This window comes from Bacillus sp. MUM 116 (genome assembly GCF_001866655.1).
Lineage (GTDB): Bacteria > Bacillota > Bacilli > Bacillales > Cytobacillaceae > Neobacillus.
The window spans coordinates 1-23,545 of record NZ_MLYR01000072.1; the positions used below are offsets into that span (position 1 = coordinate 1).

Below are 23,545 nucleotides of genomic sequence, written 5' to 3' on the forward strand. Positions count from 1 at the left end.
AGCTCCGGTTTCCCGAAGTTATCCCAGTCTTACAGGCAGGTTGCCCACGTGTTACTCACCCGTCCGCCGCTAACCAACAGGAGCAAGCTCCTATTGATTCGCTCGACTTGCATGTATTAGGCACGCCGCCAGCGTTCGTCCTGAGCCAGGATCAAACTCTCCAAGAAAGTTGATTTAGCTCGAAATTTACGTTGGCTTCACTTCAATAAATGAAATGAATAATTATTGTTTGTTGACGTTTTTGTTTGTTTAGTTTTCAAAGAACAATCATAGCAGCTAATAAATTTTTAGAAACTATTTATTAATCTGCTTTTCAACATCGCTCGAAAGCGACTTCTTTAATTTAACACATTCAACTTCATAATGTCAACAACTTTTAAAATTTATTTTTCGTTGTTTGACGCTCTTGAAGAGGACGAGATTTAATATATCATGATAATTAAATGATTGCAATATAATTTTAAAAGTTTTTCAAAGAAAAAAAATCAAGTAACTGATACATTATCTGTTTTATTTATTCCTTAAAGAATTATCCCCATTATATCCATTTCGTATTTCAACTCCTTATCGAAAATTATTAGTGAACTTCTGACCTTTTCTTTGTAAATAAAATTCATCAAAATAATTCCTCCCCCTCATTCATACGATATAATAAAAAATAACTTTTATATTTAAGAAAAAGATTTAAAATTGGACGTGAATTTATATGAATAGTATCGACACAGAAATACTGATAAAACTTGGAATTTCTGCAGTGCTTGGTCTTATCATCGGACTGGAGCGTGAGCTGAAAAGAAAGCCTGTGGGTTTAAAAACAAGTCTCGTTATGTCTATTGTGAGCTGTTTACTGACGATTGTTTCTATCCAATCAGCTTATATGTTCCCGGATTCAAAACATGTGAAGATTACCATGGACCCGCTCCGACTTGCTGCACAGATTGTCTCAGGAATTGGTTTCTTGGGAGCCGGAGTGATATTAAGAAGAGGAAATGATAGTATTTCCGGCCTGACTACTGCCGCAATGATATGGGGAGCAGCCGGTATCGGCATTGCTGTCGGGGCAGGCTTTTATTGGGAGGCATTTGCCGGAGTACTACTTCTTATTATTAGCGTGGAATTTATTCCATTCCTAATGAAGCTTATTGGTCCAAAACAATTAAGGGAAAAAGAAATCAGCCTTCAGTTATTTATGAGAGATAAAGATCAAATCGAAAAAGTTATAACATTTATTATGGAGAAGCATTATATTATTCGCAGAATTCGAATTAAAGATTTAGACAATGGTGATCATTCGGTGCAAATTTTAGTAGCTGTAGATTATCGCGAAAAAACAACAGATGTATACTATTCTATTTCCCAATTCGATGGTGTTAAAAAAGTAGAGGTGGAAAGCATTAGTTAAGAGCCATTTCATATGGCTCTTTTTTTATAATTTTCTCTTGCAAGAATGGCGCAAGGAATATATAATTTATCTTATACAAAATATACGGGGGATTAGCTCAGCTGGGAGAGCGCTTGCATGGCATGCAAGAGGTCAGGGGTTCGAGCCCCCTATTCTCCATAATTAAGAAAACCTTTGCATTTGCATAGGTTTTCTTTTTTTACGCAGATGAATTGGTTTATTTTCCCTTTTCTTCAAATTTTACCTTGCAAGATCTAGGAGTAAAAAATTATAATTAAAACTAGATTAGAATTTTCAAAATTTTTAAAAATAAAATTCAGGAGGTGGGACAAGATAATAATCAAATTTTAAATTGTCCTTATCTTTATTTCTTACACTTAAGCCAGCTATGTCTTTTTGTTTTGCAATCCTCATAAAAAACCAATGATTTAATCTGAGAGGGGGAGCTTCTTGTGGAGGCTAAAAAAGCGAAAGGAAATACTGAAAGCGATTACACAAAGATTGCACAGTCCGCAGCATTTCAAAAATTACTCTCCGAAAAGAAAAGGTTTATCGTCCCAGTAACCATCTTCTTCTTTTGTTTTTATTTTGCTCTACCAATCCTAACATCTTATACCACCGTGTTAAATCATAAATTTATCGGCAGTATTACCTGGGCATGGGTATTTGCTTTCCTTCAATTTATTATGACATGGGGTTTATGCATCCTTTATTCGAAAAAGGCAGCAAAATTTGATGAAATGGCAAATCAAGTAATTGAGGAAGGGGGCAATAGCTAATGAATAAAGCAGCATTTATCATGTTTCTCGCCATTGTTTTTGTTACGCTCATCGTTACCTATTTAGCCTCAAAGCGCACGAAAAACGCAAGCGAATTTTACACTGCCGGCGGAGGTCTGACAGGCTGGCAAAATGGACTGGCCATTGCCGGGGACTATATGTCAGCCGCATCCTTTCTTGGAATTGCAGGAGCTGTAGCCTTAACCGGATTTGATGGTTTCTTCTATAGTATAGGTTTCCTCGTAGCCTATCTTGTTGTTTTATACTTAGTTGCTGAGCCCCTAAGGAATCTTGGAAAATATACTTTTGCCGATATGATTGCCGCACGATTTGATACAAAAAAGATCCGCGGCTTTGCAGCGATGAACACGGTTACGATTTCGATTTTTTATATGATTGCCCAACTCGTTGGAGCAGGTGCACTTATAAAATTATTATTGGGCTTGGATTATACGACATCTGTATTAATTGTTGGTGTCTTAATGACCGTGTACGTTATATTTGGCGGAATGCATGCAACAAGCTGGGTGCAAATTATTAAAGCGATCCTTTTAATGGGTGGTACTTTTGTCATCTCGATTATTGTACTCGCTAAATTTCATTTCAGCATTACCGATATGTTTTTACAAATGAAAACAGCCACTCCTTTAAAGGAAGCCTTCTTAAATCCAGGGGTAAAATATAAAATTGGTTTAGATACCATCTCTCTAAATATGTGTCTCGTTTTAGGTACTGCCGGCCTTCCACATATTCTAGTCCGTTTCTTTACGGTAAAAGATGCAAAAACTGCCCGCTCATCCGTTGTCTATGCGACATGGGTGATTGGAATCTTCTATGTGATGACGATTTTCCTTGGCTTTGGCGCAGCTGCATTCGTTGGTAATGAAGCGATTGTAACAGCAAATCCTGCTGGAAATATGGCGGCTCCGCTATTGGCGAAGGCGATCGGCGGCAATATGTTGTTTGCGTTTATTTCTGCTGTTGCCTTTGCAACAATCCTTGCAGTTGTTGCTGGTCTTGTGTTAACAGCAGCTTCCGCCTTTGCACATGATATCTACAATGAAATCCTTCGTAAAGGGAAGGCAACTGAAAAGCAGCAGGTAGCAATGGCACGTTATGCTGCCATTGGGGTATCTGTTATTTCAATTATTCTTGCATTGGGAGCGCAAACGTTAAATGTTGCCTTCTTAGTGTCACTTGCTTTCGCGGTCGCAGCAAGTGCAAACCTGCCGGTGATCATCTACACAATTTACTGGAAACGTTTTAACACAACAGGTGCATTATGGGCAATGGTTGTTGGTCTTATATCGGCAATCGGGTTAGTTTTAATTAGTCCAAGTGTAGTGAGCCCTGAGGTCGGAAAGGCCATTTTTGTCGGCAATCCTATCTTCCCATATACGACACCGGGAATTGTATCCATCCCGCTCGGATTTCTTGCAGGTTTCCTAGGAACAATCTTCTCGAGTCAAAAGGCAGACGTTAAGAAATATGAGGAAGTGTTGGTTAAATCAAATACAGGAATTGGGATGGGTCAATAAATGAATGAAAGGGACTGAATTTCAGTCCCTTTTATTACTCCTTTTCTTTGTATAAGAAGGAGTCATTTTTTTGCTGTTTTTCGTTTTTTCTTTTATCGAATGTGACTTTGAATTGATCGGTTTTCGCTTTGATTGATTCCCTTTTGTTTGCTTATGTGTGGCAGGTTGGGAATCACTATCTGTAATTTTTTTCTGTTTCTTCCCGCCCTCACTTTCGAATACCTGTTTTTGAATCCGAATATTTAACTCCTTTTCAATCAGCTCCAATGTGGGTTTGTCAGCAGAAGAATAAAACGTGATGGCTAAGCCTTTCGTTCCCGCTCTACCGGTTCTGCCAATCCGATGGACATAGCTTTCCGCATCCTGGGGAATATCGTAGTTATACACATGCGTCACTCCCTCAACATCCAGTCCCCTTGCAGCTACATCCGTCGCGATTAACAATTGAATTTCAGCGTCCCTAAATCTTTTCATAACTTGCTCTCTTTTGGCCTGCGACAAATCTCCATGCAATTCATCACAGGAAAACCCGTGTGCTTTAAGAACCCCAAACAGTTTACTGACCCTTCTTTTTGTTCTGCAAAAAATAACCGCAAGGAATGGTCGGTGGGTTTCTACTAATTGAATTAATGTTGCTTGTTTTGCCCGGTCAATGGTATGGATGGCAATTTGTTTTACATTTGCAGCTGGTCCTTGCCTTTTTTCCACCTGAATATATTCTGCTTCCCTCATATGCTTATTCGCCAGGTTCCGAACCTCATCTGGAATTGTTGCTGAGAAAAGCATCGTCTGCCTGCTCTTTGGAGTTTCTTTAATAATATCCTCTACTTCCCTAAGAAACCCAATATGAAGCATTTGATCCGCTTCATCTAAAACAAGGAAGTCAACACTAGATAAATCAAGCGTTCCTCTTCGAATATGATCTAAAAGCCTTCCGGGCGTTCCGACAACAATCTGGACATTTTTTGCTAACTTTTTTAACTGTTTATCAACATCCTGACCTCCATAAACAGCTAGAATATTAACTTCCTCTTGATCCTGGACCATCTTATTTATCTCATCTGTAATTTGCAAAGCTAACTCTCTTGTCGGCGTCACAATCAATGCTTGAACATGTTGTGCTGCTGGATCAATCTTTTCAAGGATTGGCAAGATAAAAGCAAATGTCTTTCCTGTTCCAGTTTGTGCTTGTGCAATCACATCTTTCCCGTTCATCACAAATGGTATGGATTGTGCCTGAATAGGTGTCGGTGTCGCGATACCAAAACTGCGTAATTTTTCCGTTAATTCTTTTGAAATTCCTATTGATCTAAAATCAGGCAATGAAATCCCTACTTTCAATTCAAATAATTATCTATTCATAATGAGTGTTTATCAAAAATAAAGCAATTAAACTTTTTATTCTAACTAGTTTGAGAATGCTGTTTTCGTAAACTTTGTTGCTCTTGAATAAGGAGAGTGGTTGATTGGAACGTAGGGATGCTCCCTTTCCGCGGGGCGGGCGGTGAGCATCCTCGGAGCACAGCTCCTGTGGGGTCTCACCTTTTCCGCTGCTCCCGCTTGAGTCTCGCACCTTCCGTTCCAATCAACCTGTTTATCAATAGGTTGCATTTTCAAAACTTATTTCAAAACAACAATCTTTTAGAAAAGAGCCTTTGAGAATGATAAAAAATCCTAACATCGTCTATGGATGTTAGGATTCTTTTCATTTTTAACACTGCTCTCGTCCAAGCTCTACTGCAGTTTTTTGATCTCCTTTAAATAAAGAGATACGGCACTTCAGTGAAAAGTCTTCAAACTTGCAGCGATATTTTTCAAGCTGGTCCTGCCCGCAGGAATTGCTGCCGAGGCCATTTTGCTTGTAATCAATATTCAACACGATATAGTCTCGTGGCTTTAAGTCAATTGTATGCTTTGCGTCCTCAATGTCACTAACTTCATATCGTGAAGCACTGAAATTAAATGTTTCATCGGCGATAAATATGAGTCCCTTTTCACTGTCATTCGTAAAGCTTACCCAATCACAATCTGAACGGTTGCCGTTTTCTTGTGGTTTTACATAATTTGTGAATAAACCCTCAACTGATTGGGTGTAAACACCTAAATGGTTGGCTTGTTTTGAATCAGGGTAGCTTTCACCTGGTCCCCTTCCACGCCATATTGCTTGTGAAAAATCTTTATTAAGCTGCAGATTGATGCCTAAACGTGGAATCATGTTCGGAGCATTTTCCTTCATACCGGATGCAATACCGTTAATGGAAAATACAATATCTCCGTCAGGATAGATTTTATATTGATACTGAAGTTGATAATACCAAGAACTGTTTGTTGTACCGTAAAGTGCGTCCACCTCCCATTCAAACACGCCATCGTTTAATTGGTAGCGCACCTCTTCCACGATTTCATGGCCTAAATGCATAAAGTATTTGATCCGATAATCATTCAGCAAATACATATCATTATCGATAGGCGCACGCCAAAAATGAAAACGAGGTCCATTTTGAAAATAAATTTTGCCGCTTTGGCTAACTTGTTTTAGTGTTCCCTTAACACAATCAAATGTAACGGAAAAATCCGACCCCTTCACGTGGAGCAGCGCACTTTCTTTCGTTACCTCAAGATTTCCGGCTGTATGGACCTTCGACAGCTTAGGCTTACCTGGAAGTACAAAGGAGGCGTTTGCTATTTCATGACTTTTTTCCGCCCATGGTGCAACCTGTTTGAGTTTATATGAAAAGACAAAATAATAGTTAGCCCCGCTAACCCGGTCAATGTCTTGTCCCGCAGGAAGCTGAACCTCCACCTTTTCTCTCGCATTCAGCTTGGGAAGTTCAACAGTAAAAGACTCCAGCAATTGATCATCTTCATAAAGAGAGCATGTTAATTCTAAATGATCCAATGACAGAAAATCATATCGGTTGATTAAACGGAATCTCCCATTTTCAATATCTAAACATTCCGTTTGTACCGGTTCAATGACCTTTTTATATTCAAATAAACTCGGGGAAGGTGTACCATCAGGCATGATTAAACCATCAATACAAAAATTCCCATTCGTCGGATCGTCACCAAAGTCTCCACCATACCGATAGTAAACTTTTCCATCTTCCGTGATGGCCTCAATTCCGTGATCAAACCATTCCCATACGAATCCGCCTTGAAGTTTATCATACTTATAAAATAAATCTTGGTACTCTTTTAGATTTCCCGGTCCATTTCCCATTGCATGTGCGTATTCACAAAGAATATGCGGCTTTTTCGTTTTTTCAATGACTTTATCCATCGTCAGCTTTTCATTATGTTCCAGCCACGTATACATCGTACTGTATACATCAGTTACTTCTGCTTCAAAATCTCCTTCATAATGAACAAGACGGGTCGGGTCCATTTGTTTTGCCCGCTTTGCCATCGCACGGAAGTTATCACCAAATCCAGACTCATTTCCAAGCGACCACATAATAATGCATGGATGATTCTTATCTCGTTCAATCATCCGCTCAAGACGTGAAACATAAGCCGTTTCCCATTCGGGGTCATTGCTAATCCAATCATATTTTCCTGTCAGTTCAAAGCCGTGACACTCTAAATCCGTTTCATCAATTACATACATCCCGTAGTAATCACAAAGATCATAGAGATAGTGGGCATTCGGATAATGAGCAGTCCGGATCGCATTGATATTGTTTTGCTTCATTGTCTTAATATCCCGCTCAATTTCTTCTTTTGTAACAACCCGGCCTGTTTTAGGATTATAGTCATGACGATTAACCCCCTTAAGTTTAATCGCCACACCATTTACAAGAAATTGATCACCAACCAGTACAATCGAACGAAATCCCACTTGCTGGTGAATTACCTCTATGGTTCTATCTTCTTCTATAACTGTTATATAAAGGTGATATAAATTCGGCTGTTCTGCACTCCATTTTAATGGTGAGTTAATCTTTTTAGAAAAAGGCTCTTCTGCCTTCTGTTCCTCAACAAAAACCAATTTTCCATTTGGATCGATTAATTCATAAACAAACGTTTGGTTCCGTTCTTCCGTCAACTTCACCTTAACGGAAAGTAATGCATCTTTCCAGTCAGCATCAAACGTGGTATTTACCGTATAATCATAAAGACCGGCAACAGGTCTGGAATATAGTTCGACCTCACGGAAAATACCGCTTAACCACCACATATCCTGATCTTCCAAATACGTGCCATCCGACCATTGGAAGACCCGGACTGTCAAGGTATTTGTGCCTTTCCAGCAAAGATTTGTTATATCAAATTCTGATTGAATCCGTGCCCCTTTGCTATATCCTGCGAATTCTCCATTAATATACAGTTCAAAAGCCGAATCTACACCATTAAAACGAAGAATTAATTGTTCATCGTTGAAATCCCGGTCTATCTCAAATTCACGTCGATAAATCCCGGTTGGATTTTCTGTCGGCACCCGCGGCGGTATAATGGGAAAGTTATACCATAGATCAGAGTAATGCATTTTCCCATAACCTTGCATCTGCCAATTTCCTGGGACAACAATCGTATCCAAATCATCTTCGTAAAAACCATCTTCCCAATATTCAGGGGCTTCAAGAAAAGTAAATTTCCACGTCCCGTTTAGATTCTGATAATAATGTCCATTACTAGCTTCTCCTATTTTCGCCGCTTCCCGCGATGGAAAGCTGATAAAATGTGCACGGGCAGGAAGACGGTTGATTCCGTCAGTATGGATATCTTCCCATCTTTTTATATTTTTCAAAACTATCACCTCTAAATTCAGCATGATTCTTCACTTTTTTCGTAGTTTTTGTTGTTTTTAACAGAACTTTTTCCGATAAATAATGATGATGGAGTGCAAAATTACACTTAATCTTCGATATATCGGGTTTATCCGCGAATCTAAGTCATTTATCCGCAAATCAAAATACTACATATAACTCAGCTTTATTCTTTTACCGATCCACCCAGGATTCCGGATATAAAATGCTTTTGCAGCAATAAGAAGAAAATCATAATCGGAATCGTTGATAAAGTGGTTCCTAGCATCAGTTGTCCATAATCAATCCGGGCCATTCCGATTAAGCTCGATAAGGCAACAGGCAATGTAAACATTTCCTTAGAATTCAGTGTAATAAGCGGCCAAATTAAACTATTCCATTGTGACATAAAAAGAAAAATCGCAACGGCAGCGAGTGCTGGTCTTACGACAGGTAAAATGACCGAAAAGAAAATTTTAATTTCCCCTGCCCCATCAACTCTTGATGCCTCAATAATCGAGTCCGGAACAGCCTGCATGTTTTGCCTCATTAAATAAATCGCAAAAGGGGAGGCAAGGCCTGGCAATATAATCGCTTGGTACGTATTCAACCAGTCAAACGACACCATCATTTCAAATAATGGAATCAATGTAACCTGGGAAGGAATCATTAACGAACATAAAATCATGAAAAAAAACAATTTTTTCCCTTTAAAACGATATTTCGCAAATGCATAACCGGCCATGGCGGAAATAAGCGTACTAACAAAGGTATACACAAGCGCAATAAATAAGGAATTCCAAAAGATCTTTGCAATCCCTAATGATTCACTAAGAGAGTGAAAGTTTTTCGCCAAGTAATCTCCCGGCAAAAGCTTTGGCGGCAGACTAAAAATTTCTCCGGAAGGATGAGTAGAGCCGACAAGCATCCAATAAAAAGGAGCTATCGATATAACGACCCCGATGAACAACAATCCATATATTCCGATTTTGGAAGAAAGCCTACTTGAAGTATTCATGTATTCTACTCACCTACCAATTTCATTTGAATCCAGGAAATAACGGCCGTTATCAATACCAAGACATAGGCAATGGCTGATGCATAGCCAAAATCAAAGAATTTAAAACCGGTCTCATATAAATAAAGTGTAATCGTCATGGTAGCATTATTTGGCCCCCCATGAGTTAAAATAAATGGTTCATCAAATAACTGAAGGGTGCCAATTGTTGACATTACCACCGTAAAAATAAACACTGGTTTTAACTGTGGGACGGTAATCATAAAAAATTGCTTGACCTTTCCAGCCCCGTCAATACTGGCCGCTTCATATAATTCGGACGGGATATTCTGTAAACCTGCTAAAAAAATCACCATATTGTATCCGGTCCATCTCCATGTCATCACAAGAATAACAGACGCTTTTGCCCAGAAAGGACTAGTTAACCAATGAATAGGCTTAAAACCAAAAAATGATAGAAAATAGTTTACAAGCCCAAAATGCTCATCCAATAGAATCATAAATACAATGGATGCCGCAACAAGAGCTGTAATGGCCGGCATAAAATAAGAGATTCGAAAAAATGCCTTTGCTTTTACCATTGAAGAGTGCAGCCCAACAGCAATTAATAAGGAAAGGAAGAGCATGAATGGAACTTGAACAATCAAAATTTCAAATGTATTTAATAATGATTTATAAAATACCGGATCATGAAATAATCGTGTATAATTGGCAAACCCCACAAACGTTTTCTCCACACCACGAACCTCTTGAAAGCTTAAAATCAATGAAGAGATTACCGGGTAAACCGTGAAAACTACTAATAAAAGTAGTGCCGGGCCGATAAAAAAGTAGGGAGCATTTTTTGGTGTGATGATATTTTTTTTCGTAGTTACCCTTAATGTTTTCGCAGTTGTTTGTATCTTTTCAGTCTGAGCCATTGTATCTCCCCCTGACATCAGAGAATATGATAGAAATGAGAGGAGTAACCTCCCCTCTCTCTCTAATAAAATCTTTCTATTTTACTTCGTTTTTTAATTGATTCTCAGCATCTTTTAATGCGGATTCAACTGATTTATTTTCAAGCAGTATAGCCGCTTGAGCATTGCTTGTCAGAGCGCTAGCTTTTGATAAATACTCATTTTCGTTAATTTTTGGGACTTGATCAACAATATCGGCAAACCTTTTAAATATTGGTTGATTATTAAAGTACTGATTGTTTTTAGTAAATTGTGGCGCACTATAGGTTTCTTTCAAGGATGGGAAAAGCCCATATTTTTCAAAGCCTAATAATTGAGAGTCTTTATCTGTTGTAAAGAAGTCAACAAAGGCATAAGCAGCAGACTGGTTTTTACTAGTCGCCGGAATCAACAAGGACGAGCCGCCTACGTTCGCATACCTGTTACCGCCATTTTCAAAGCTTGGCAGATAAAATACATCCCATTTTCCTTTTAATTTAGGGGCTTGGTCCATAATGGAGCCTGCATACCAAACTCCATAAGGAACGGTCGCTACGCTGCCGTTTACTGTAGCCGTTACAATTCCATCCCAGCCCTTGTTGTTAAGGATTAAATCCTCATCATGTAGCTTTTTAATGACGTCCATTGCACGAATGGCTTCCTTGGATTGAAGCGTGATTTTTCCATCCTTATCAAAATAAGAAAGTCCCTGTTCCTGCATCATCATTTGGAAGACGCCATCATAATTGGGAATATCAATCGGTAACATCTTGGCGCCGGTTGCTGCTTTTATTTTCTTGCCAGCTGCAATATAGTCATCCCATGTTTTGATGGAATTTGGATCTACATTCGCCTTTTTAAAGTAATCGACACGGTAGAATACCCCTGCAGGACCAATATCCCAAGGTGCAGCAATGAAGTTGCCATCCTTATCTTGAACTGATGCGACTTTTGCCTGATTGAAAGAGTCTTTGTGCTTTTCATATCCAAGCTTACTTAAGTTCAAAAACCCTTGTGGGAATTGATGAACATAACCTGGAATTCGTTCATCCTCCATTAACACAACATCCGGAAGGCCTGACCCCCTTGCAGCTAAACCAACAGTTAACTTGTCATAAAGATCCGAGCTATTAAAGTCTTCTACCTTCACCTTTACATCTGGGTATTTCTTTTGAAATTTTTCTACTGAGGCTTTCATTGTTGCTGCGGCAACATCCCATCCCCATATAGTGATCGTTCCTGAAGGATGTTTGGCATCACCGGTTTTTTCCCCATTACTTGCAGAATTCGAACAAGCGGCTAGTAAGAGCAAAAACAAAGCTAATATCATTGACATGAACTTTCTCATTTTTCGGCCCCCTATTTTTCAAAAAATGATTGTTTGTATTATTTAGCCGATTCACATGTTTGCGTATTTTTTTGATATGTTCGCCATGTTATGCACCATTTGTCCGGATGATCCAAATAATCTTGCTCGTCCATTTTGTGAATGGTGCTATTATGCGGGGCTGTTTTCACAATCTCCGGATTTTCGTATGCTTCTTTTGAAATTTGCTCTAATGCATGAATATATTCATCTAAATCTTCTTTCGAATAGGACTCTGTCGGCTCAAGGGTGAATGGCTGTTTCACTATATATGGATGGTGACTGGTCCAGTAATGGAGACCGAAATCAGTCATTCTTAACGTTACATCCTCTGTTGTCACTCCAGTTTCCTTCGTAAGCTGCTCCCAGCTGTAACGAACCTGTTCTAGGCGATGGCCTTTAACATATGGAGCACTCGCACCGCGGATTGCTAAGACCTTATGGTACATATAGTTATTGTTTAAAACCGCAATTTTCGCTACTTCCTTGAGTCCTTCTGCTCCAAGGGCGCGAATCCATGCATATGCACGTAAAACGGTTTGGGCTACACCGTGGAAAGAACGGACCTTACCAATTGAATGCTTTAAATCATCGTTAAGCTTATATTTACCATCAACAAATTCGACAATTGGTGCTGGTAAGAAATCTTTTAATTCTGCTGTTACCCCAAGTGCACCCGTTGCAGGTCCGCCACACATATGTGGTGCAGCAAATGTTTTATGAAGATTAAAGAAACACATATCAAAGCCTGCTTCTTTTGCTCTTGTTATTCCTAAAAGCCCATTTGCATTTGCCTGGTCGTAAAAGCAAATTCCACCTGCCTGATGAACAATGTCTGTAAATCCTTTAATTTTCGGATTAAAAATTCCGGTATCTTCCGGGTTTGCAACAACAAAACCGGCTGTTCTTTCAGAAACGGCAGCTTTTAATTTTTCAATATCCGGGAAGCCATTTTCATCCGGATGAAGAGTAATAATTTTATAACCTTTTACTGCTGCCGTTGCAGCTTGGGATGGGTGGGAGAAAATCGTCGTAATAATTTCATCCCGCTGATTCCCTTCGCCTCTATGTTCATGATATTTCTGAACAATCGATGCCATAGTAAACAATGCCTGTGTACCACTGCTTGGCTGGAAGGAGAAATAATCCATCCCGGAAATCTCCCTCATACAAAGGTCCAATTTATAAAAGATTTCCAGCATTCCTTGTACCGTATCTTCATTTTGAAGCGGATGAAGCTCCATCATTTTTGAATCACGAATTAATAATTCGTTAATTTTGGGAATGTATTTCATCGTACATGTTCCCTGTCCAATTTCAACATTAAAATCAGACCCTAATGTTTCTTGGGAAAGTCTTAAATAATGCCTTAATACCCGTGCTTGACCAATTTCCGGAAGGCTCGGTTTCTTGCTTCTTTGCATGGATTTTGGAATGGAAGATACCCCATCACCAACCGATGCTGCAATTCTTTCACTTACTGGAGGCAGTTCTACTCCTTTTTCTCCAGGTTGATGGAGTTCGAAAATGATTGGTTCATTCCATTTTGCTTGATGAAAATCACGGGTTTTGTTAGTGCGCATAATCCTTTGCATGAATGAATCTCCTCTCTTTTTAAATTATTTTGATAAAATATCCTTTAGGGTTTGAACAAGATCATCAATATCTTCTTTCGTATGGATTTCCGTTACACAGAATAAAGCTGATTGGCCAAACTCGGGAAACTCTTTTGAAAGATCCTTCCCGCCAAAAATTTTCCGTTCTACTAACCTTTGATTAATCTCTGCTACAGTGATGCCCGTTTGATTAAAGTCCACAATAAATTCTTTGAAAAATGGTGAATCTAAGCGCGATCCTGAAACACCCGGAATTTGATTTAATTGCTGCACCGCATATTGACTGTTTTGCATGATGGTTTGACCCACTTCCTGCATACCATCAGGACCAAGCAATGCAAGATAGACACCTGCTGTGATTCCCCATAGGGCTGTCTGCGTTCCGACCGATTCCTTCCCTTTTTCTCTTAAGGCAAAAGAGGTTCTATCATATGCCACATCGCCAAAACCATATTCCCCCTCTTTAATTGTTGGAACAATTCCAAATAAGCGGGATGGATATTCATTCACGAAGTTCACATCATTATGGGTAGCAATGAAGCCGGCCTGCCCGCCGCTGTAATTCATATGCATGCCCAAAGGCTGTAAGTCTCCGCAAACAATATCCGCACCGTAATGACTCGGCGGTGCAAGAACACCAAGTGAAATGGGATCAACCCCAACAACCATTAAACTCTGGTTTTCTTTTAATAGAGTAGAAATTTCCGTCCCTTGTACTTCAATAAATCCAAGATAGGATGGATTTTCAAAATAAAGAGCGGCAACGTCATCTGTTAACTTTGCTTGTAAATCTGATAGGTCCAATGCCCCTGACTTTAAATCAAATTGTACAAATTCAAATTCTAATTCTGGTGTTCCGTAATTGATGATAATTTTGCTACGTTCCGGTGCAACTGTTTTAGCTAATAACACCTTTTTCCTTCCGGTAATCCGTGCAGCCATTCGAATCGATGTAGCTGCCGCCTGCCCCCAATCAAAGGTAGGAACATTGACGACATCCATATCCACTATTTCGGCTACTAAACTCTGATACTCAAAAAGAGCTTGGAAGCGTCCATGATCCTCATAAGGCTCACCTGCATATGCAGTCAAAAATTCAGAGCGTTGATTGATTTCATCACATACAGCTGGAACGAAATGCTGCCAACAGCCGGCCCCTAAGAAATTTAAATATTCTTTTGTGCTGATGTTTTTATTAAGAATTCCTTCAATATGCCGCCGCAATTCGTATTCTGTTAATGCAGACGGCAGCTTTAAATCCTCTTTCAGTTTAAGTTCCTCTGGAATACAGGAGTATAATTCCATGATGGAGTCGACTCCAATTACCTGTAACATCTCAGCTTGTACTTCAGGAACCATATTTGGTATATACGGATGAACTTTTTGTGACATAACCCTTACCTCCTTATTATCTTAAAAAACCTAAATTTTGATTTTTCCAAAAAATCAAGCCAAGCCACCGCCATCTACAATTAAAGCAGTTCCTGACACCCAAGAAGATAGATCGCTTGCAAGGAACAGCACTCCTTTTGCAATATCTCTTGGTGTACCCAGTCTTTCCAATGGCCGTCCTTTTGCAGATGATACAAGGAAGGCATCTTCTTTTAAGTTTAATTGCTTGGCTTCGTCCCTTAATAATGGTGTATCTGTATCACCCGGGCAGATACAATTTACACGAATGTTTTGCGGACCATGGTCAATTGCCATTGCTTTTGTTAAATTTACTACCCCGGCCTTCGCTGCGCAGTAGGCTGCCGCCAGATCTCCGCCTTTAATCCCCCAGCCTGATCCGGTATTAATGATGCTGCCGCCTCCGCTTGAAGACATTAATGGAATTAAATATTTTGATAGAAGATAAACCCCTTTTAAGGAGACGTCTAACACTATATCCCAATCGGACTCTTCCAAATCAACTACTGTCTTTCTTCTTATCACACCTGCATTATTAAAAAGAACATCAATTCGTCCATAATTTGCTTTAAGATGATCTCTTACCGCTTCACAATCCTTTGCATTTGTTACATTGCATCGAACAAACTCAGCCTGATATTCTTTGCTTCTTAATTCACCCGCCGCTTTCTGACCGTTTTCTTCATTAATGTCTAAAAGAATTACCCTTGCCCCTACTTCTGCTAATAAAGTAGCAGCAGCGAGTCCAATCCCTGATGCTCCTCCCGTTACAACACATACCTTGTTTTCTAATCCAAAATAATCTTGAGTTAACATACGTAAAACCTCCTATATTTCAATAAATCCAAGCCTTTTTATTTCATTAATGCATGAGCTAATAAAAGGAAAACACTAGAAGTCCAAGTAAAAGCCGGATCTCTCAGACTTTCTCCTGTTAACGCATGGTAATTTTCCGCCATCCCAGATTGGTTAGCCATGCTGCAAAACCTTTGTGCCACTTCCTGCGCTATTTCTGTCTCCCCTGACTCTTCCAATCCTTGATAAAGTAACAAGGTGGTCGGTGCCCAAATTGGCCCCCGCCAATAGCCATCCTCCCGGAAATATGGGCTCGTTGGTTTTTCTGTAGCTAATCCAAACTGGGTTAAAAATTCGTTTACAAGTCCTCCTGCCAAAACTTTGCGGATTGATTCAGGAAGACGTTTTCCAAGAATAATAGGTATATAAAGTACCAGGCTTTCAGACTCAATGCTGGAGTGGTTTCCTGACTTTACTGCGGTAAATCGATCCTGTTTCCAAAAATGGCTAATCAAGCGGTTAAGTAAATCCTTTGACTTCGCAGCCCACTCAAAAGCCTCGTCTTTCTTCCCTAATTCATCCGCAATCTCAGAGAGTACCTCTATTTGTAAAATCAGGAAGGAAGATAAATCAGGGCTTTCAACCGGTGTTCCTTGGTGGAAAATCGTACTATTATCCCAACCGCTGTCATTGCCATGATTATATTGCGGAATTCCATCCTGATCGTCATCTCTATATTCGAACCACCATTCCGTCCATTTACATAAAGGTTCATATACTTCCTGCAATCTTTCTCTTGTCACAAACTCGCGGTTTTCCATTAGCTGTTTTAATGTCCAGCCATGGATCGGGGGTTTGGTAAAGTTCCATAAAGCAAAACGGTTGTTTAGAAAATCTGGAAGCATGCCCGTCTCATCCTGATGTTCGAAAAAAGTCATGAATTGGTCCCAAGCTAATTGGGGTTGTTTTTTCGATAAAGCTAAAGCATTAAAGCAATGATCCCAGCTCCAAATGTTTGTCATCCAATTCTTTGACATATACATGGCCGGCCTTGTTAAAAGCCCTTCCGGCTGAACAACACATGACCATGTGATATAACTAGCGAGTGTTCTCCCATTAATCCATCTGGATTCACATTCCAGTGAGTGGTTGAGCCAGTTTTGAAATTCCAACCTAACCAGTTCTTGAGCTTTTGAAAACTCCATATATTGCCGCTCGTGCCATATTGTAAAAAATTCTTCAATCGCACATTCCATCTTCAAAGACACTGGATCTGGTAAAAAATCAGCCACAATCTTTAGACAGCGCTGTTCTTGAAACGGCGCATCCATCAAGAGCTCCCCTTTAATGGGTGTCAGCATATAACGAATTTCCTGTTTTGAATGATTAACCTCAAAACGGTTATCGTTAGCAGGGACGGCATAATCATAAGCACCGGTTATACCGGTTAGGCGAATACCTACCCCTTGACTTCTAATTTGTAAAACCTTTTCTTCACTCATAATAAAGTCAGCGAATCCCTTATCCGCTTCGAGCCGAAGAACAGTTGGATTTAATACCGGCCTATAAGGCACCACCTGATTATTTGCAAGAACCTCAATCCGAAAAACCTCTCCTAAATCGTTGTCACCATTTCGGACGTTCCTCAAATACAAATGATTTTCATCTATTCCATGTATTGGCGAAATGACCATATAGGAACCGTAACGGCTGAAAGGAACCTTTTTAATATCAAACATCTAACCACCTCCTCTTGTACTTAAATTTCCTTTATCCTTTAACTCCGGACCTGGAGTTATCCTCTACAATATAGCGCTGAGCAAAGAAGAATAAGATAAGCGGCGGCAGACTGATCAAGAAGGTAACCGCCATAATGCTCTCCATATCCACTCCAAACATTCCTTTAAATTGCGCCAAGCCAAGGGTTAACGTATATTTACTTTGATCATTTAAGAAAATAAGCGGTCCCAGATAATCGTTCCAGCAGGTTAAAATATTAAACACTGCAACCAAAATCAGCGAAGGCTTCATTAACGGCAAGTAAATTTTATAGAAAATTTGAAATGGATTCGCACCATCCATACGTGCCGCCTCATCGAGCTCTTTTGGGATGGACATAATAAATTGCCTCATTAGAAAAATATAAAAGGGTGCTCCAAACCACGAAGGTACAAACAGTGGCTTAAGTGTATTAATCCAGCCGAGGAAATTAAATTCCATATATTGAGGAATCATCGTTACCTCCCATGGAATCATCATCGAAGCAAGCAGGACAATAAACAAAAAGTCTCTCCCTTTAAATTTAAAACGGGCAAAGCCATAGGCAACCAGTGAGGACGAAATCAGCTGCCCAATCGTCGACATGACGGTTACGGTGACCGTATTCATAAAAAACTGATTAAATGGCTGTGACATCCAAGCTTCTTTAAAGTTTCCCCACTCAAATTTGGACGGAATCCATTTAGGTGGAAATTGGTATAGCTCCTGCTGTGATTTCAATGAAGTCGTCAGCATCCAGAAAAAAGGTGCCAAAAACAGAAGTGAAAAAAAGATCAGTAATATATAAACAGTTGTTTTCTCAATTCTTCTTTTTGTTTTCATGAAGCACTCCCCTACCCTGGTATCCTATATACGGTTATTTATTTTTAACTTCCCCTTCGTAATAAACCCAGGCTGATGATGATTTAAAGACTAATAGAGTTAAAATTAAGACAATGATAAACATGAACCACGCATTAGCAGAGGAATAACCCATTTTAAAATACTTAAACGCATTTTCATAAACGTACATAGCATAGAAATACGTAGACCTTAGCGGGCCCCCACCAGTCAAAACGAGCGCAAGGGTTAATTGTTGAAAAGCGCTGATAATCGTTGTGATTAAATTAAATAAAATCGTCGGTGTTAACATTGGAATCGTAATTTTGAAAAACTGTTGAATTTTATTGGCCCCATCAATGGAAGCTGCCTCATACAAATCATTTGGAATAGCTTTCAATCCAGCCAGGAAAATCAGCATCATGGTCCCTTGCCCCCATAGGCTGGCAATGACCATCGCTATCAATGCCGAATGGGGATTGTTTAACCAATCCGGTCCTTGTACCCCCACCAGAGATAAAAAATAATTCAGGATTCCATATTCGCCGTTATAAACCCAGGCCCAAATCATCGCAAGGGCAACTCCTGAGATTACAGTTGGTAAATAGAAAATGGTTCGAAATATGGAATGTCCTTTTATCTTCTGATTCAATAAAATGGCCAAAAAGAGTGCCGTCACGAGATTAAGCGGAACAAATAAACAAGCAAATTTAACTGTCACCCATAAGGACTCCCAAAATAATGGATCGTCGGTAAACATGGTCTTATAATTATCAAATCCAATAAACTTATGTTCGCCGATTATTGGCCAATCAAAGAAACTAATAAACAACGAATATAGCAATGGACCTAACGTAAAAGCTAAAAATCCAATAATCCATGGTGCAATAAAGAGAAGGGGGACAATCTTGTCCCACCGTTTCGTTTGTTTTTTGATTTTTACAATAGGTGCGGATGAGGTATAAACGGGTTTCAACAAAAAACACCTCTTTTTAGTTTTTACTGTCCAATATACTTCTCTGAATCCTTCACAGCCTCATTCAATAACTGTTTACCGTCTTGTCCAAGCATGATTGCATTAATAGCAGCTGATAGGTTTCGATTGATTTCATCCCAATTTTTATTTAGTAAAAAAGCAGGAGTATCATTTGATCGTTCAAGCATTTTATAAAACGGCTTAATGATTGGGTCTTGGTCCGTTTTCATTTCTTTTACTACACTAATCCGAACAGGTAAATCAGAGGTTCTCATTTTAATCGCTTCTGGTGATGAATAGAATTTCACAAACTTCCAAGCTAAATCCTTATGTTTAGAATCTTTTGCGATTGAAACTGCTGAAGAAGCAATAACACCTTTTACAGGTTTTGCACCAAATGACGGCATTTCGACTGTACCGAAATTCACCTTCGCTTCCTTAAAGCCTTCCAATGGCCAAATACCGCTTTCCCACATGGCAAGCTTACCTGCCTTGAATATATCATCACCGCTTTGTTGATTTTTCCCTCCAACAAGGACAGCACTTCTATCCTTTACCATATCTGCAAACATTGTTAGTGATTGGATTGTCTCTGGACTATTCATGTATCCCTCAATTTTCTTTCCATCATTACTAATAAAACTTGAACCATTGCTCCAAACAAAACCTTGTAAATCATACGTATCCGGCTCAGGTCTTACTCCGAATCCATACTGTTTCTTGGATGGGTCAGATAATTTCTTTGCAATATTTTTAAAGTCATCCCATGTCCAGCCATCTTTCGGATAAGGGATTTTTGCTGCATCAAATAAATCCTTGTTGTAATAAACAACCCTTGTCGTGAAACCTGCTGGCATCCCATACACTTTTCCATACATACTGGAGTAGTTAAATAACCCCTGATAAAAATCATTCATGTCCATTTCCGAATCATTTTTAATTAAATGATCAAGCGGTTCCAACGATTGAAAGTAAGCAGGAAAATTCCACATATACATAACATCCGGAGGGTTTTTTGCCCCAAACGCTGCAGCCAGCTTCTGATCAAACCCATCTCCGTAAGCTTCTACTTGAACCTTTACATCCGGGTTTTTTTCTTCAAATTTTTTCGCAACCATTTCTTGGATTTTTAATTCTTCTCCTGAATCCCATGTAGCAAAACGAAGGATCGTTTTTCCGCTGCTATCTTTCCCATTTGCATCTCCCGTACTGCTTGATTTACTGTTGGAACATGCAGCCATTGCAAAAAGTAAAAGGAATGCTAAAAAAGTAACCATCAATTTCTTCATTTCAATTCCCCCTTTTTATCCTTATAAATAACAGAAACCGCTTTCATTGTAACCTGTATGAAAGCGGTCTAAAACTTAAATTCATCTTATTCTATTTGTAATATTGTTTGAAGTTTTACAAAATACAGAATGATTAGCGATTTTGTTAGCTGATATTCACCTTTTTGTTTTGTCGATAATCGGATGGTGTGATCCCTATACATTTTTTAAACCATTTACTGAAGTATTTTCCATCCTGAATCCCTATTTTTTCGCTGATTTCCTGTGATGTCAGCGATGTATTTTCAAGAAGATTACAAGCCGCCTGTACTTTTATTCTTTCCGTAAAGGCGATAAAACTTTCACCTACAGCTTTTTTAAACATAGTACTAAAATGGCTGCGGCTTAGGCCAACCTCAAGCGCAATATCTGTAGAAGAAATAGGTTCATCCAATTGCAAAATAATCTTTTCGACAGCCTTTTGAATCGGTAATGGCCAATTTTCCATGGAATAGTTAAATTGTTTTTCAAATTTTAGCTGTCTGTATAGCGATGAAACACCATTCATCCACTCTTTTTTTCCTTGATTTGGACCATTTACCTTCCATCGAACAGTTGGCTCAATCCCTCTGGCTTCGACGAGTATTCGCTCAAATTGCGGCTGTGACTTTTCCGGAATAAAAATAAACGCCTGATCCTGACCGCAAGGAATTTTTGCAAATAGTTTATCTTCAGATGATAGCTTGGCAAGTAAAAACTCAAAGCTTTTTAAATGATTTAATAAATAAATAAAATAGGGCTGCTGCATCCATTTCCAATCTTTTGAAAACAACTCTTCTAAAATCGTTGGAAACGAGTTATCAAAATCACATAACCACTCATAGAATTCCTTTGCCAATGAAGAGGAGTCAAAGCTATTTTGCTGACGGTTAATTGAATTGAGTTCACCCTCGAATCGCTTAAGATATTCTTCAAATTGCTGATCCTGGAAAGCTGTTTTCAAAATATACCCTGAGGCACCTATATTCATCCCCTCCTGGGCATATGTAAAGTCTCGATGACAGCTTAACAATAATATTTTTGTTTCAGGAGAAGATTGTTTAATTTTTCTCGCAAGTTCGATACCGTTCATTTCCGGCATGACAATATCTGTGATGACAATTTCGGGACAATGTTCCTCGAATATTTCCCAGGCCTTTTGCCCGTTGGGGGCATCCGCAATCACCGTCATTTGATATTTTCCCCAATCAACAGTTGCGATTAATCCTTTTCGAACAATTAATTCATCGTCAACAATCATTACCTTAATCATTTGTGTTTCTCCTTTTGGGCCATCTCATTCTAAAGATTGTCTTAACCCCGATAATAGATTCGATTGTTAAACCATACTCAATACCAAAATGGAGCTTTATACGTTGGTCGACATTATAAACGCCGATTCCTTTTCCTCTTACATCATGTTGTTTCGGGTCAAGAAGTTTCCTAATGGTTTCCTTATCCATTCCTTTTCCGTCATCTTCTAATGTAAGTTCAATATATTCATGTTTTTCCGCCACTTTCAGTTCAATTCTCCCTTGTCCATCTTCAAAAGCATGAAAAAAGATATTTTCAAATAATGGCTGAAGAGTCATTCTTGGAATTAAGCAGTCTAAACATTCATCCTGTACTTCTTCAATGTAATCAAATGTATGGCCGTACCGGACCTCCTGTACCTTTAAATAATGCTGAATGGTCTGTAGTTCTTTTTGCAATGGGATTAACTCATCAGAAAAATTTAAGTTCTCATGGAGGACCTCTGTTAAATGGTAAATCATTGCTTGAACTTCCTTCGCCCCTAAAAGTCTTGCCTTCCACTGGATTGAGTTTAACGTGTTAAATAATAGATGCGGGTTAATTTGATAATGGAATGCCTTTAACTCGGCTTGTCTTTTTAAACGCTCTGTTAAGCTAATTTGATCAATTAATCCTTTAATTTGATTAACCATGTCATTAAAGCTTCTCCCTAAAACCGCTAATTCATCATCTGAAGTAATTGCTATTTGTGTATTTAAATCCCCTTTACTTACCCTTTCCATGGAGGTTTTAAGACTTTTGATCCGTTTTGACATTGGAACAGAAAATAAGACTGCTAAAATGCAGGCCAGAATGATTGAAAATATTATAGCTAAAATGCTGTAACGATAAATGACATTTGAAGATTTGTAAAAATACTTTTGCGGAATCCGGACATTAATATCCCACCCATACGTCTCGATATGGTTTTTATATACAATATCTGTTGGTAAATCCCCTGGTGCATTTTTGGTTTTATAGACAATCTGATGATTACCATTTTTTAGAGTAATCGAAGAATGTAATGATTTTTCTAAGAACGTAATATACGAAAGCAATTCCTCAGCATTCGTTTCAATTAAAAGCTTACTGCCTTTTAAAACACCGAACTGGCTTTCAATTGGCAAAACCATTCCCATTAATTTTTCTTTTTTATTCCCTGTATAATAATGGTCTGCATTATAGAAGCCAATCCATAGCTGACCCTCATTTAAGTTATTAATTTCTTTCCAAAAAGGCTTCAGAAAGAGTTGATGAACATTCAGACGGTCATTTCCATAATAGTAGCCTGAATTTGTTATTAGATAAATCCCCTTTGTATTATAGGTTTTATGTGCTTCCAAATACCGTTCAAAATTTTTGTTTTCAATAAAGGCCGAATACGTCTTTGGTATTTCTTCTTTTAAAATGATTAAAGTTGGATCAGAAAGATAGTTATTGATATCCTTTGAAACTACATACATTTGTTGAATTGTATTTTCAATTTGTTTATCTAATTGTGAAACAGCAAAACGCTCATAATCATTATATTGTTTGTTGACAATCGTCGAAGACTTTTCATAGGAAAGCAGACCAAAGAGAGCTAATGGAATAAGCGCCACCATAAGAAAAAACACAACCATTTTTGTGCGGATATTACGATAAAAAAGAAATTTTATTCCTGCTGCTATATTTTTAAAAAAATTGTTCATTTCTCCCACCATTCAAAGAAAGAGTTTTCTGCCATAATCTATCATATCAAAAATATTGGGAATTGAGAGA

17 protein-coding genes, 1 tRNA gene and 1 rRNA gene are annotated in these 23,545 nt (G+C 38.7%); 4 read left to right on the forward strand and 15 right to left on the reverse strand.

Annotation, left to right across the window (positions count from 1 at the left end; all coding sequences use genetic code 11):
• A 16S ribosomal RNA gene (locus BIV60_RS17255) occupies positions 1-167 on the reverse strand; the annotation flags it as partial.
• Positions 168-706: 539 nt separating this feature from the next.
• Between BIV60_RS17255 and BIV60_RS17260 the strand changes: the two genes are divergently transcribed.
• From BIV60_RS17260 to BIV60_RS17275, 4 genes are all read left to right on the forward strand, one after another.
• Positions 707-1,402: an MgtC/SapB family protein gene (locus tag BIV60_RS17260; RefSeq protein WP_071356945.1), complete on the forward strand. Its 696-nt coding sequence runs from the start codon at positions 707-709 to the stop codon at positions 1,400-1,402.
• A gap of 86 nt (positions 1,403-1,488) precedes the next feature.
• Positions 1,489-1,561, forward strand: a tRNA-Ala gene (locus BIV60_RS17265).
• 293 nt (positions 1,562-1,854) lie between these two features.
• Positions 1,855-2,181, forward strand: coding sequence for a DUF485 domain-containing protein (locus BIV60_RS17270; protein ID WP_071356946.1), 327 nt, complete (start codon positions 1,855-1,857; stop codon positions 2,179-2,181).
• The gene (locus BIV60_RS17275) at positions 2,181-3,719 is read left to right on the forward strand and encodes a solute symporter family protein (RefSeq protein ID WP_071356947.1); all 1,539 of its coding nucleotides are present in this window, start codon (positions 2,181-2,183) and stop codon (positions 3,717-3,719) included. Before BIV60_RS17270 ends, BIV60_RS17275 begins: the two co-directional genes overlap by 1 nt.
• A 21-nt stretch (positions 3,720-3,740) precedes the next feature.
• On the opposite strand, the gene BIV60_RS17280 is transcribed toward BIV60_RS17275, so the two are convergent.
• The 14 genes from BIV60_RS17280 to BIV60_RS17345 all read right to left on the reverse strand — a co-directional run bounded on the left by BIV60_RS17280 (position 3,741) and on the right by BIV60_RS17345 (position 23,475).
• Positions 3,741-5,042, reverse strand: a complete 1,302-nt coding sequence (locus tag BIV60_RS17280) for a DEAD/DEAH box helicase (RefSeq protein WP_071356948.1) — start codon at positions 5,040-5,042, stop codon at positions 3,741-3,743.
• A 388-nt stretch (positions 5,043-5,430) separates the two neighbouring features.
• Positions 5,431-8,469, reverse strand: coding sequence for a beta-galactosidase subunit alpha (gene ebgA, locus BIV60_RS17285; protein WP_218145950.1), 3,039 nt, complete (start codon positions 8,467-8,469; stop codon positions 5,431-5,433).
• A gap of 185 nt (positions 8,470-8,654) precedes the next feature.
• Positions 8,655-9,485: a carbohydrate ABC transporter permease gene (locus BIV60_RS17290; protein WP_071356950.1), complete on the reverse strand. Its 831-nt coding sequence runs from the start codon at positions 9,483-9,485 to the stop codon at positions 8,655-8,657.
• A 5-nt stretch (positions 9,486-9,490) separates the two neighbouring features.
• A complete protein-coding gene (locus tag BIV60_RS17295; RefSeq protein WP_177177328.1) occupies positions 9,491-10,405 on the reverse strand; it encodes a carbohydrate ABC transporter permease in 915 nt (304 codons plus the stop codon).
• Between the two features lie 76 nt (positions 10,406-10,481).
• The gene (locus BIV60_RS17300; protein ID WP_071356951.1) at positions 10,482-11,771 is read right to left on the reverse strand and encodes an ABC transporter substrate-binding protein; all 1,290 of its coding nucleotides are present in this window, start codon (positions 11,769-11,771) and stop codon (positions 10,482-10,484) included.
• 38 nt (positions 11,772-11,809) lie between these two features.
• Complete coding sequence (gcvPB, locus tag BIV60_RS17305) at positions 11,810-13,384, reverse strand: aminomethyl-transferring glycine dehydrogenase subunit GcvPB (RefSeq protein ID WP_071356952.1); 1,575 nt, start codon at positions 13,382-13,384, stop codon at positions 11,810-11,812.
• A gap of 24 nt (positions 13,385-13,408) precedes the next feature.
• Entirely contained in the window at positions 13,409-14,797 is a 1,389-nt protein-coding gene (gene gcvPA, locus BIV60_RS17310; protein WP_071356953.1) for an aminomethyl-transferring glycine dehydrogenase subunit GcvPA, read from the reverse strand.
• A 54-nt stretch (positions 14,798-14,851) separates the two neighbouring features.
• Positions 14,852-15,631: an SDR family NAD(P)-dependent oxidoreductase gene (locus tag BIV60_RS17315; RefSeq protein WP_071356954.1), complete on the reverse strand. Its 780-nt coding sequence runs from the start codon at positions 15,629-15,631 to the stop codon at positions 14,852-14,854.
• Between the two features lie 38 nt (positions 15,632-15,669).
• Positions 15,670-17,349, reverse strand: a complete 1,680-nt coding sequence (locus tag BIV60_RS17320; protein WP_071356955.1) for an amylo-alpha-1,6-glucosidase — start codon at positions 17,347-17,349, stop codon at positions 15,670-15,672.
• A 31-nt stretch (positions 17,350-17,380) separates the two neighbouring features.
• Positions 17,381-18,211, reverse strand: coding sequence for a carbohydrate ABC transporter permease (locus BIV60_RS17325; RefSeq protein WP_071356956.1), 831 nt, complete (start codon positions 18,209-18,211; stop codon positions 17,381-17,383).
• A gap of 34 nt (positions 18,212-18,245) precedes the next feature.
• The gene (locus BIV60_RS17330; protein ID WP_256218447.1) at positions 18,246-19,154 is read right to left on the reverse strand and encodes a carbohydrate ABC transporter permease; all 909 of its coding nucleotides are present in this window, start codon (positions 19,152-19,154) and stop codon (positions 18,246-18,248) included.
• A 53-nt stretch (positions 19,155-19,207) separates the two neighbouring features.
• Entirely contained in the window at positions 19,208-20,473 is a 1,266-nt protein-coding gene (locus BIV60_RS17335; protein WP_071356958.1) for a sugar ABC transporter substrate-binding protein, read from the reverse strand.
• Between the two features lie 145 nt (positions 20,474-20,618).
• Positions 20,619-21,764 carry a response regulator transcription factor gene (locus tag BIV60_RS17340; protein ID WP_071356959.1) on the reverse strand — a complete coding sequence of 382 codons (1,146 nt, stop codon included), beginning with the start codon at positions 21,762-21,764 and terminating at the stop codon, positions 20,619-20,621.
• Positions 21,757-23,475 (reverse strand): sensor histidine kinase, encoded by a 1,719-nt coding sequence (locus BIV60_RS17345; protein WP_071356960.1) that lies wholly within the window; start codon positions 23,473-23,475, stop codon positions 21,757-21,759. The genes BIV60_RS17340 and BIV60_RS17345 overlap by 8 nt, the downstream gene beginning before the upstream one ends.
• Positions 23,476-23,545: the final 70 nt, after the last annotated feature.

Coding starts and splice junctions, on each gene's coding strand:
- BIV60_RS17260 (WP_071356945.1), top strand. CDS start 707: ATGAATAGTATCGACACAGAAATACTGATAAAACTTGGAATTTCTGCA.
- BIV60_RS17275 (WP_071356947.1), top strand. CDS start 2,181: ATGAATAAAGCAGCATTTATCATGTTTCTCGCCATTGTTTTTGTTACG.
- BIV60_RS17290 (WP_071356950.1), bottom strand. CDS start 9,485: ATGAATACTTCAAGTAGGCTTTCTTCCAAAATCGGAATATATGGATTG.
- BIV60_RS17295 (WP_177177328.1), bottom strand. CDS start 10,405: ATGGCTCAGACTGAAAAGATACAAACAACTGCGAAAACATTAAGGGTA.
- BIV60_RS17300 (WP_071356951.1), bottom strand. CDS start 11,771: ATGAGAAAGTTCATGTCAATGATATTAGCTTTGTTTTTGCTCTTACTA.
- gcvPB (WP_071356952.1), bottom strand. CDS start 13,384: ATGCAAAGGATTATGCGCACTAACAAAACCCGTGATTTTCATCAAGCA.
- gcvPA (WP_071356953.1), bottom strand. CDS start 14,797: ATGTCACAAAAAGTTCATCCGTATATACCAAATATGGTTCCTGAAGTA.
- BIV60_RS17315 (WP_071356954.1), bottom strand. CDS start 15,631: ATGTTAACTCAAGATTATTTTGGATTAGAAAACAAGGTATGTGTTGTA.
- BIV60_RS17320 (WP_071356955.1), bottom strand. CDS start 17,349: ATGTTTGATATTAAAAAGGTTCCTTTCAGCCGTTACGGTTCCTATATG.
- BIV60_RS17325 (WP_071356956.1), bottom strand. CDS start 18,211: ATGAAAACAAAAAGAAGAATTGAGAAAACAACTGTTTATATATTACTG.
- BIV60_RS17335 (WP_071356958.1), bottom strand. CDS start 20,473: ATGAAGAAATTGATGGTTACTTTTTTAGCATTCCTTTTACTTTTTGCA.
- BIV60_RS17340 (WP_071356959.1), bottom strand. CDS start 21,764: ATGATTAAGGTAATGATTGTTGACGATGAATTAATTGTTCGAAAAGGA.
- BIV60_RS17345 (WP_071356960.1), bottom strand. CDS start 23,475: ATGAACAATTTTTTTAAAAATATAGCAGCAGGAATAAAATTTCTTTTT.